This is a genomic window from Burkholderia sp. Bp8998 (assembly GCF_003854235.1).
Classification (GTDB): Bacteria; Pseudomonadota; Gammaproteobacteria; order Burkholderiales; family Burkholderiaceae; genus Burkholderia.
In genome coordinates, this window is record NZ_QTQF01000082.1 from 1 (window position 1) to 10,867 (window position 10,867).

The window sequence follows — 10,867 nt, forward strand, 5'->3', positions numbered from 1 at the left end:
CATGTCCGCACTGATGATCAACGACCTGTCCCGCGCCCACGAACTCAGCCGCAAGGAAATGGCGGCCGTCAGCGGGGGTAGCGTGTTCCAGAACTTCGGAATCAACAACATCGCCACGGGCGGCGGATTCTCGTTCGCCAGCCCCAATACCATCACGGCGCCGGTGACCCAGGTCGATGCATCGACCCACCTGGATCTCACCAGCGTGACCAACTCGATCAACAACCTTGGCGGTCTGGTTGTCGGGAAGCTGGGCCTGTAAGTTCCGCCCGCCTTCCTCGCAGTGGCAGCCGTATCCGATCGCGTTGTACCGAAACGCTCCAGTCCGCCGCGGGGTCGACCTCGCGGCGTTCAAAAGCCCGCCAGCCTTGTTCGCTGGCGGGCTTCCTTGCATGATAAGAACGCAGCCTGCATGAACAGGCAGATTGGCTGACGCCCCGTCAGCGGTGCCGCCCGCTCCCATCAGCGGCCGGGCAGATCCCGACGCGCTTTCAGCTTCCGTCCCCTGCACGCAAATTCGCTCCATCTCGTCGAGGTTGATGACACCGCGGCGCGAGTCATGGAACCGCGCGATCGCATCGATGCGTCGTTGGCCATCGGCGCGATATTCCCGATGCGTCCCGTCGCGCCGCAGGTACGCAGAGCATTCAGTTATGCGAAGTACACGATTCCCGATCCCGGCATCGCGAGCGCCACGCCTCGCTTCATGTTGGCCGAGACAAGACAGCCGCCACGGAAATCGTTTGGAAGAATCCGACATCGTCGTTGCTCGATCGTGCTCGGCGGTCCCGGCGAAACGGCGGACGTCAGATGGAATTTCCTTTGTTTTCATGACGTTAATCACCCGTCATGCGCGCATGAGTCGACGCTGGCACGCCCCGTGCGTTTGTAGCTGCGAGCGCAACGAAACGTGCTCTCTTCCAAACCGCAGCAAACCCAAGGAGATTTACCATGTCCGCACTGATGATCAACGACCTGTCCCGCGCCCACGAACTCAGCCGCAAGGAAATGGCGGCCGTCAGCGGGGGTAGCGTGTTCCAGAACGCCGGCATCAACAACATCGTCACCGGCGGTGGATTCTCGTTCGCCAGCCCGAATACCATCACGGCTCCCGTGACGCAGGTCGATGCATCGACCCACCAGGATCTCACCAGCGTCACCAACTCGATCAACAACCTTGGCGGCCAGGTCATCGCGAAGCTGGGCCTGTAAGTGTCGTCATCCGGCCTCGCAGCGCTCGCCGCATTCGCTAGCGTGGTACCGAACGATCGATGTCCTCCAGTCCGCCGCGGGTTGGTTCGCGCGGCGTTTCAAGCCCGCCAGGTTCCGTCTCCTGGCGGGCGTTTTGCATGGAAAGGCGAACCCGGCATGCATCGCGCATCGACTGACGTTCAAACGAGCATCACATTCTGGTTCTCGGTTGCCGATATCAGTGACTAATATAGGTGATTGCAGCAGCAATGAAATGTCGGATTGTGTTTGAAACATTGAATGGTCGACGCGCGTGGCGTGGTGCGCCGAATGCGCCGTGACCCGATCAACCCATGTCGGCGGCCACATCATGTTGAAGCGCAGAACCTTCCTGTTGGGCGGTGCGGGAGCGGCGGGCATGCTGGTGGTCGGCTGGGCATGGTGGCGCCCCGACGACCGGCTGGATATCCCCGCGCAGCTGGAGGCGTCACGCGTCGAGGTGCCGCTGAACGGCTGGGTGATGATCAGTTCGTCTAACGACGTGACGATCGTCATGAGCAAATCCGAAATGGGCCAGGGAATACATACCGGCGCGGCCATGTTGCTCGCGGAAGAGCTCGACGCGGACTGGCCCCGGGTCCGCATCGTCATGTCCGCGCTCGACACGATCTACAAGGACCGTGAATCCCTCGCCGAGGGCCTGCCGTTTCGTCCCGACGACGACAGCCTGATCGCTCGCGGCGCGGCGGCCTTGGCGCGCCATGGCGCACGCTACCTGGGTTCGATGGTCACTGGTGGATCGACGAGCATGATCGATCTGTGGGGGCCCATGCGCGAGGCGGGCGCCACGGCCCGCGTCATGTTGTGCAGCGCCGCGGCAAAGCTTTGGCACGTGCCCGTCGCGGAATGCGAGACGCAGGCCGGCACGGTTCGGCATCGGTCGGGACGCTCGGCGACGTACGGTGAACTCGTCCAGCTCGCGCGGGACGTGCCGCCCCCGACCCATGTCGATCTGAAGGACCCGAAGACGTTCACGCTGGTCGGGAAACGGCTGGGCCGCATCGAGGCACACGCGAAGCTCGATGGCAGCGCGCGCTATGGCATCGATGTGCTTCCGGACAAGCTCCTGTATGCGAGCGTCACGATGTGTCCGACACTCGGCGGACAGGCAATGGCTTTCGACCAGTCCAGGGTCGCCAGCCTGAAAGGCGTGACCGGCATCTTCAGGATCGAGCCGTCCAACGGTGGAACGGGAGGCGTTGCCGTCATTGCCGACAATCCCTTCATCGCGATGCGGACGTTGTGCCAGTTGTCGGTCACATGGGACCACGGGCCGGCTGCCGGCGTGAATACCGTGGATGTGCGCACGGCGTTGACGCGCGCCCTCGACGGCGACGAGGGCCGCCACGTGTTCTACGCCACTGGCGACGCCGATGCGGCGCTGGGCCGCGCGAAGCCGTTCGTCGCGCAGTACGAAGTGCCCTACCTGGCTCACGGGCCGCTGGAACCGATGAATTGCACGGTGCGGGTCGACGACGACGCGGCAACGATCTGGTGCGGCACGCAGGTCCCCATGATGGCACGCAAGGCGGTCGCCGCGCTGCTGGACCTGGACGAAGACAAGGTGGTCGTGAATCAGCAACTGATCGGCGGGGCATTCGGCCGGCGGCTCGAGGTCGACTTCATCACGCAGGCGGCCGCCATCGCACGCCATGCGAAGGGGCGGCCGGTACAGACGATCTGGTCGCGCCCGCAGGACATGACGCACGACTTCTACCGCCCGGCCTGCGTCGCGAGATACAGCGGCGCCATCGATGCGAGCGGCAGGCTGGTCGCCTGGAAAGGCATGTCGGCGAGCCAGTCGATCAGCGCGCAGGCGATGCCTCGCACTTTCGGCATGCCGGGGCTCGCCGCGAAATGGCTGCCCGACGCCACCACGGCGGAAGGCGCATTCGACCTGCCCTACGAATGCGAGAACATGCTCGTCCAGCACACGACGGTGACGCTCCCGGTTCCGGTGGGCTACTGGCGCTCCGTCGGGCACTCGCATCAGGCCTTCTTCGTCGAGAGTTTCATCGACGAGATGGCCGCGCTGGCACGCAAAGACCCGATCCAGTTTCGCCTCGACATGCTCAAGCAGCCGGCACACCAGCGCCATGCGGCCGTGTTGCGGGCACTCGTCGCGCTGTCCGGCTGGCGTTCGCCGCTGGCATGGCGTGACAAGACCGGCGCGCGATGCGCACGCGGCGTGGCGATGCACGAATCGTTCGGCAGCGTGGTCGCGCAAGTCGCCGAAGTCCGGCAGGAAGGTGACGGCTTTCGCGTGACGCGCGTGGTCTGCGTGATCGACTGCGGGCTGGCCGTGAATCCGAACCTGGTCGAACAGCAGATGGAAAGCGGGATCATCTTCGGCTTGTCGGCCGCGCTCGAGCAGGCGATCACGATCGAGCACGGGCAAGTCGCGCAGCGTTATTTCGACAGCTTTCCGCTCGTCAACATGGAGACGTGTCCCGAGATCGTCACGCAAGTCGTGGCAGGCGGGACCGAGCCGCATGGCGTCGGCGAAGCGGGCACGCCGCCGATCGCGGCGGCCGTGGCGAATGCGCTGCATGCGCTCACGGGCGTGCGCCATCGCACGCTGCCGTTCGTCAAGCCAAGCCCGCCCGAACAAGGAGACGACCGATGGTGTCAGTCCGTATCAACGGGGAAACCGCTCATGTCGATTCCGAGCCCGCCACCCCGCTGCTCTGGGTGATTCGCTGCGAACGCAAGCTGACCGGCACGAAGTTCGGCTGTGGCGTCGGGGTCTGCGGTGCATGCACGGTGCTGCTCAATGACCAGCCCATGCCTGCCTGCCAGCTTCCGGTCGGGACGCTGAACGGCGCGCGCATCACGACCGTCGAAGGGCTGGACAGCGTGGAAGCGCGCGCATTGAAGGACGCGTGGATTGCCGTCGACGTCGTGCAATGCGGCTATTGCCAGAGCGCTCAACTGGTCGCCGCCACGGCCCTGCTCATGCGGTGCCCTCGCCCCGACGACAACCAGATCAACGAGGCGATGAAGAACATCGCCTGCCGGTGCGGCACGTTTCCGCGCATCCGCAAGGCCATTCACCAGGCGGCGGAGTCGCTAGGACACTGACAAGGGCGCATCCGCTCGATCAGCTGCCGTTGGCATGCGTCGTGATCTGGACGAAATCGGCGGCAATGCGCCCCTCGCCGTACTTGGCCTCGAACAGCTTCAATTGCCGCTCGATCGCCGCGAGATAAGCGGCACGCGGCTCGGATGGCGGGCGCATCCCGTCGAACAGCGGCGCGGGCGTGACGAGCAGCACGATCATCTCGGTCCCGAACGGCTTGCCGATCACCCACTCGCCCATGCTGCCGATCGTCGCGGCGTAATTCGGCGGCGCCTGGTTGTCGCGCTCGCGATTGCTTGGCACGAGATGCACGACGCTTCCGTTCAGCACGTAGTAGTCGACGTTCACATACGAGTCGTAACCGGGTGTCTTGATGTCGATGACGAGAGGGTTGCCTTCCGCGAGATTCGCATCGGGCGCACGCGTGCGGATCGACGCGGCGTGTGACGCAGCCCGATTCGATCGCCAGTACGGGGCAAGCGCGCTCACGATCTCGCAATTGTGGGCATCGACCGGGCGCACGTCGAGATTGGCCGTCTGCCCGCCCGCGATGCCGCCGAGCGCGGTTCGCACGCGCCCGACACCGACACCGGCTTCCACGTAACCGCGCACCTGCAGCACGTGATCCTGCACCGACGCGTCCAGCGCCGAACACGGGATGCGCGCCAGCGCAGCCATCACCGATGCCAGCGAGATCGCCGGTGCCGGTGGTGCCGGTGCCGGCGGCGGCGCGCTGGCGGCAGCGGGCACCGCGTTCACGACGGCCGCGGGGGTGCTGCCGGCGGCGGCGCCTGCCGTCGCGCCCCCTGAGCCGCCGGCGGACGCGTGCACGACAGCGTCCGCGGCGGGGCGCTGTTCGCCGCTGCGCGAAAGCGCCTGGTAGCCGTACCAGAGCACGGCGATCGCCGCCACCGTGCAAGCGCCCACGATCCCCCCGGTTCGTGCACCCGACGCCCGCATCGGGCGATCGAGCACGCCCATGCCTTCCAGGAAAAGATTGACGCTGGGCGTGCGCGTCGCGCGGTCGAACGACAACGCGGCGCTCAGGGTTCGCCATTGCCTGCGATCCAGACCGGGATGGCGCTCGGGCCGCAAGTGGTCGTGACGCGCCTGGGTGGCCGACAGCCGGTTGAACGGATGGTGTCCGGTCAGCAATTCGTAGGTGACGCAGGCGAGCGCATAGACGTCGTCGCGCGGATCCGGCTCGAGATGCTCGAACATCTCCGGGCTCGCGTAGGCCGGCGTGATGCCGCCAAGGCTCGCCGGGTCGAACACGGTCACGTCGGGATCCTCGTCGCGCCGCTGGAACGCGCGTGCGATCCCGAAGTCGATCACCTTCACTTCGCCGCGGTCGGTGAGAAACACGTTGGCGGGCTTGAAATCGCAGTGGACGAAGCCACGCTCATGCGCGTAGGCCAGCGCCTGGCCCATGCCGGCGATGATCGGCAACGCGGCATCGAGCGGCATGCCCTTGAAGTCCGGCGCACGCAGCACCTTGCTGAGCGGCCGGCCCGACAGATACTCCATCGTGAGGTAGACGAGCGGACCGTCACGATCGAAGTCGTAGACTGTGACGATATTGCGATGAGCGAGCGTCTGCGCCTTGCGGGCTTCACGCTGAAGCGCGATCAGCGACGTCGGCTGGCCGCGAAACTGCACATTGAGCACCTTGATCGCGATGTGCGGCTTGCGATCCGACGCCTCCAGCTTGCGCAGGTCGAGCGCCTTGTACACGGTACCCATCCCGCCGACGCCCAGGCACTCCTCCAGCACGAATCGCCCGTTCAGCGTATCGCCGATGCCTTTCACGCGTTCGCCGTCGACCGGCATCGCGCCGCCCGACGGGCCGGGCGGGTGGGCTGGGCGCGCGTCCGGCCGAAGCGGGCTCTCCTGGATCCGGGTTGCATCGCCGGCGGATGCCGTCCTGTCATGACATCGCTCGATGCGCTTCAGCACTTCCGCATAGATATCGTCCGACAGCGGCTGCGTGGTTTGCGTCTGGTCGAGCACTTCGCGCAGACGTGCGCAATCGACCTGATCGGTCGCCAGCACCCGGTCGATCGCCGAGAAGAACGCGTCCTGCGACAGCGCCCCGCTCTGGAATGTCTGAATCAGCTGCGCAAAGCTCATCATTCGTATGCCGTGTACTCAGCTTCAGCTTGCCGACCCGCTTCGGCGCCTCGCGGCGCCGCCAGGGCAAGGACTGTCCATGACGGCCCCATGCAGCGCGACGCAGCGGCGACGCACCGGACTCCATCGAACCCGCGGCCACGCCATCGTCAGACGAATCCGACCGCGCACCGCGCCGTCCGCCGGCCTTCTGACAGGACGTCTAACAAATCATACTAGTCTGCGGTCACGCCCTGCGCAATCGGTGCCGGAACTAGAATTCGGGCAGATTCATTGCGAACCGGCTTCGGGTTTTCGACAGGCTCACCGCCCGCGCCGCGCCATTCATTTTTCGGCGCGCGCGACCATGCGGCGAAACCTATACTGGACAGATTCCCGGCACGTCGGCGCATCGCGTGATGCCGTGCGGCGACCCTTCTCCCATCCGATTTCGCGGAGCCAACCATGGGCGTGCTCGTCATCAACGATCTTCCCGAAAGCGTCGATCTCGACCAACAGGCGATGGCCGCCATCGCGGGTGGCGCGAAGGTACGCGCGCATCAGACGATGCTCGCGCCGCAACCGTTCCCGTATCTGCACACGGACGCCCGCGATGCCGCGTCGGCGCGTGCCCCGGCGGCCGACGCAACGGCGTCGCCGGCGCGTCCGACGCTGTTGCGGTGACGGACACACCACGCCGCGCGCACGCTCAGGCCGCTCGCATCGTCATCGCGGGCCGCCGGTCGGCCGGCGGGAACACCCACCACGAGCCGTCGTCGTGACGAAAGAAGAAGATCGCGATCGTGCCGGCCGGATGCGCGGCCTCGACGCAGACAAAGCGCCGCCGTTGCGCCGGCATGCGGCTGAAGCGCACGATGCGCGCCGGCACGCGCGCGCTCGGCGCGAGCCACTTGTCGACCTGCATGCGCAGTGATGATGCGATCCCGTTCATTTGAGCCCCCTCGTGGCAATGTCGAATGCGCCGGGACGTCGCTCATGCGGCGGCGATGGCGACCGTGGTGCACCGTCCGCCCGCACGCCGCGCCTCGAGCAGCGCGCGGCAGACGGACAGCGCGAACCGGAATGCCGTGCGCGGATGCATGACGCACGTGCGAACCTGCTCGCTGTGGCCCGTGCCTTCCACGCACCACGTGCAGAAGTGCTCGCAGTTGTTCGTCAGCAGGCGGTAGCGGTTTTCGCCGAGACGGGAACGCGCGCGCAGCACCGCGGCGCGCCCCGCATAGGCCGCGTACGGATGCGGCACGACGCGAACCGCATGACCGGCGGCGAAGCGTTCGAGCGTGACTTCCTCGATCGGGCCGCGATGCAGCGACGTGCAAAGCCCCGCGTAGTGGACGACGCGCCCGTTGCCGACGTAGATGCCGTGATGGCTGTAGCCGCCGCGATCGGAAACCAGGTGTGCGCCAGGCAGCAGTGCCTCGACGCGGCCGGGCAGCGATGCCGCATGCGCCATCGCATCCGCGGCGCTGCTCACTGGTTGAAGATCGCGTTCCATGACTGGCTCCGTCTGCAGGTTGGCGGCCGCCCGTGTTGCGCAAGGGTCAGCCGGTTGCCAACTAACCTGCATCAAGCGTGCCAATCGCCCGGCGCCCGTCGCGCAAGGCTCGACGGGACCTGCGCGACGAACCGGGTGCCGCGCTGTCGCCGCGCGGCCAACCCTTTGCCGGAGATTTCGTTGGTGCGACAACACCAGTTGGCGCGCCGGACAGCCGTTTCCGCCCGCCGGCGCATGTGTCGGTTTCACGGCCACGTTCGCGCGCGCAACTGTTGGCTTGCGTACAACCATTGCAGGACACGGGCGCGACGCACTAGCATGCAAGCATCGCGTGTCGATGACGCCTTGCCTTGCCGCGTGCGGCGCTCACCGGAGCGACGCACGCGCCCGGGCAACGCACGCGGGTTGTGTCACGCATGGCACGAGGTTTGCACGTATCGGTTACCCGGTCCGTCGGCAGGCCCCATTCGGAGACTCATCATGACCACGCTCGCAATCAACGACCTTCACATGCAACACGACATCGACCGCAAGACGATGTCGTTCATCCGCGGCGCGGGTGCGCCGTGGGTATTCGGCTGGATCCAGCCCTACACGCCGCCGGCGCCGGCGCCGGCGTTCGGGCCCGTCGTGAACCTCTATCAGACGTACAACACGTTCTATGCGAACCAGGTCCAGATTCAGAACGTCGACGTCACGAACTCGGCGCCCGGCGCGAACATCGCGGTCGGGGTGGGCGCGGACGGCCGGAACCGGCTCGTCTAGCGTCTTCACGCCAACCGCCCATGCGCGTTCAGGCCCGTTACGGGCATGAACCGGCACTGGACGAAAGGACAGGGCGCGCCGTGAGCGCAGAACTGCAATGGACTTCGGCGTCACGCAGTGACGTGGGCCGGGTTCGCGAGATCAACGAAGACGATTGCCTCGCGTTGCCGCACCGTGGCCTGTGGGCCGTCGCGGACGGCATGGGCGGACATTCGGCCGGTGACCTCGCGAGCCGGATGATCGTGCAGGCGCTGGAACGGCTGGCCGCCCCGGCCACGCTGGCGGACTTCATCGAGGCAGCGCGCACCGCGCTCGATGCGGTCAACCTGAACCTGCGTGCATCGGCCGCCGAGCGCGGCGTCCGCATCATCGGCAGCACCGTGGCGGTGCTACTGGCGAGCGGCCGTCAGTGCGGCTGGCTGTGGGCCGGGGACAGCCGGATCTACCTGTACCGCGACGCACAGCTGACGCAGCTCACGCTCGACCACAGCCACGTCGCGGAACTACAGGCCCAGGGCCACCTGAGCGCGCAGCAGGCGCGCCATCACCCGTCGCAGCACGTGATCACGCGCGCCGTCGGCGCCGCCGAACAGCTGCATCTCGACGAACGACGCATCGACGTGTGCGACGGTGACATGTTTCTGTTGTGCAGCGACGGCCTGAGCAACGAGATGGACGAAGCCGACATTTCGGCCGCCCTCGCCTGCGGCGATTGCGCGCGCGCAACCGACATGCTCGTCGACCTCGCGTTGCGCGAGGGCGGCCGGGACAACATCACCGCCGTCGTGATCCGCGCCGACGATCCCGATGCGTCGGACCGGACGCTCGCCAATCCTGCCGTGCAACGCTGAGCGACCGCGCGGACCCGCGCGACGCTCACGCGTCCTTGTCGGGCGTCGAGCCGTCCTGATGACGGAACGCTTTCGACCGGATGCCGTGCTTCTTGAGCAGCATCTGCAGGTGCGACCGGTTCATCTCGCAACGGCGCGCCAGTTCGGCCACGGTGCCGCCGGTCTCCTGCAACCCGCGTTCGAGAAACGCCCGCTCCGCCTCGTCGCTTGCGGCACGCTTCGCGTCGCTGAGCGACATCGGCCTGGCCGGCATCCCGTCATCCGTCGCACGCACGGCGCTCGACACGGTTTTCGGGCGGATGTCCTCGGGCAAGTGCTCGATATCCGCGATGTCGCCGGCCAGGCACGACAGACGGTAGACGAGGTTGCGCAGTTCGCGGATGTTGCCCGGATACGGGTAGGTCAGCAGGAAGTCGCGCAGCTTCGGCGTCGTCTTGACGGGCCGGCGCTTCAGTGCCCCCGCCGCCTCGTCGCCGAAGTAGGCGAGCAGCAGCGGAATTTCGTCGCGACGCTCGCGCAGCGCAGGCAACGTCAGATGAATCACGCTCAGGCGGTAGAACAGGTCCTCGCGAAAGAGCCCCTGTTCGCTCAATTGCCGCAGATTCTTGTTGGTGGCGGCGACGATGCGCGTATCGACGCTGATCGGCTCGTCCGAGCCGACCCGCTGGATCTCGTGCGACTCCAGCACGCGCAGCAGCTTGACCTGCCCCGACAGCGGCAATTCGCCGATTTCGTCGAGGAAGATCGTGCCGGTGTGCGCGCTCTCGAACTTGCCCTTGCGATCGTTCGACGCGCCGGTGAACGCGCCGCGCCGATGGCCGAACAGCTCGGATTCGATCAGGTTGTCGGGAATCGCGCCGCAGTTCACCGAGATGTACGGGCGGTCGGCGCGCCCGCCGTTCGCGTGGATGACTTTCGCCATCAGCTCCTTGCCGGTCCCGCTCTCGCCGTCGATCAGCACCGGCAGATCGGTCGGCGCGGCCTTTTCGGCGATTTCGAGTGCGGCGAGCAGCTTCGGATTGTCGCCAAAAATACCCTCGAAGATGAAGCTGCGCTCGATCAGCGCCTGCCGGCGTCGCTGCACCGGGGGCGCGGGCACGTCCGGCGCATCGGCCGTCTGCGGCGCGGCCACGGCGGCCTCGACGAAGCGCTCCTTGCGCGACATCTGCATGACGTCGTCGCGCAGCACATTCGCCTGGTTGAGCAGCTTCTCGATGTCGGCACGCTCGAGCCTGGGTGCCCAGCGCAGCATCGAGCGCAGGATCTCGATCTTCTCGAGCAGGCCGGCATAAGAGA

The 10,867-nt window shown here is 66.5% G+C and carries 12 protein-coding genes; 8 read left to right on the top strand and 4 right to left on the bottom strand.

Annotated features, from left to right (window positions below; all coding sequences use genetic code 11):
* Position 1: 1 nt before the first annotated feature.
* From DIE06_RS36845 to DIE06_RS36865, 5 genes are all read left to right on the top strand, one after another.
* The gene (locus DIE06_RS36845; protein ID WP_124665622.1) at positions 2–262 is read left to right on the top strand and encodes a hypothetical protein; all 261 of its coding nucleotides are present in this window, start codon (positions 2–4) and stop codon (positions 260–262) included.
* Between the two features lie 297 nt (positions 263–559).
* On the top strand, positions 560–892 hold the full coding sequence (locus DIE06_RS36850) for a hypothetical protein (protein WP_124665623.1): 333 nt from the start codon (positions 560–562) through the stop codon (positions 890–892).
* A 59-nt stretch (positions 893–951) separates the two neighbouring features.
* A complete protein-coding gene (locus tag DIE06_RS36855; RefSeq protein WP_124665624.1) occupies positions 952–1,212 on the top strand; it encodes a hypothetical protein in 261 nt (86 codons plus the stop codon).
* Between the two features lie 349 nt (positions 1,213–1,561).
* A complete protein-coding gene (locus DIE06_RS36860) occupies positions 1,562–3,946 on the top strand; it encodes a molybdopterin cofactor-binding domain-containing protein (protein ID WP_124665631.1) in 2,385 nt (794 codons plus the stop codon).
* Positions 3,874–4,332, top strand: a complete 459-nt coding sequence (locus tag DIE06_RS36865) for a (2Fe-2S)-binding protein (RefSeq protein WP_124665625.1) — start codon at positions 3,874–3,876, stop codon at positions 4,330–4,332. Before DIE06_RS36860 ends, DIE06_RS36865 begins: the two co-directional genes overlap by 73 nt.
* A 19-nt stretch (positions 4,333–4,351) precedes the next feature.
* Here DIE06_RS36865 and DIE06_RS36870 read toward each other — a convergent pair whose 3' ends face one another.
* On the bottom strand, positions 4,352–6,463 hold the full coding sequence (locus DIE06_RS36870) for a serine/threonine protein kinase (RefSeq protein ID WP_124665626.1): 2,112 nt from the start codon (positions 6,461–6,463) through the stop codon (positions 4,352–4,354).
* A gap of 441 nt (positions 6,464–6,904) precedes the next feature.
* On the opposite strand from DIE06_RS36870, the gene DIE06_RS36875 reads away from it, so the two are divergent.
* Positions 6,905–7,123 carry a hypothetical protein gene (locus DIE06_RS36875; protein ID WP_124665627.1) on the top strand — a complete coding sequence of 73 codons (219 nt, stop codon included), beginning with the start codon at positions 6,905–6,907 and terminating at the stop codon, positions 7,121–7,123.
* A 25-nt stretch (positions 7,124–7,148) separates the two neighbouring features.
* On the opposite strand, the gene DIE06_RS36880 is transcribed toward DIE06_RS36875, so the two are convergent.
* Positions 7,149–7,391 (bottom strand): hypothetical protein, encoded by a 243-nt coding sequence (locus tag DIE06_RS36880; protein WP_260433894.1) that lies wholly within the window; start codon positions 7,389–7,391, stop codon positions 7,149–7,151.
* 42 nt (positions 7,392–7,433) lie between these two features.
* A complete protein-coding gene (locus DIE06_RS36885) occupies positions 7,434–7,955 on the bottom strand; it encodes a lecithin retinol acyltransferase family protein (RefSeq protein ID WP_124665628.1) in 522 nt (173 codons plus the stop codon).
* A gap of 480 nt (positions 7,956–8,435) precedes the next feature.
* Here DIE06_RS36885 and DIE06_RS36890 point away from each other — a divergent pair, with 480 nt between their 5' ends.
* The gene (locus tag DIE06_RS36890; protein ID WP_124665629.1) at positions 8,436–8,720 is read left to right on the top strand and encodes a hypothetical protein; all 285 of its coding nucleotides are present in this window, start codon (positions 8,436–8,438) and stop codon (positions 8,718–8,720) included.
* An 80-nt stretch (positions 8,721–8,800) separates the two neighbouring features.
* Positions 8,801–9,571, top strand: a complete 771-nt coding sequence (locus DIE06_RS36895; RefSeq protein WP_124665630.1) for a PP2C family serine/threonine-protein phosphatase — start codon at positions 8,801–8,803, stop codon at positions 9,569–9,571.
* 25 nt (positions 9,572–9,596) lie between these two features.
* Here DIE06_RS36895 and DIE06_RS36900 read toward each other — a convergent pair.
* Positions 9,597–10,867 (bottom strand): sigma-54-dependent Fis family transcriptional regulator (locus DIE06_RS36900; protein ID WP_148094375.1); only part of this gene is annotated, 1,271 nt, incomplete at its 5' end.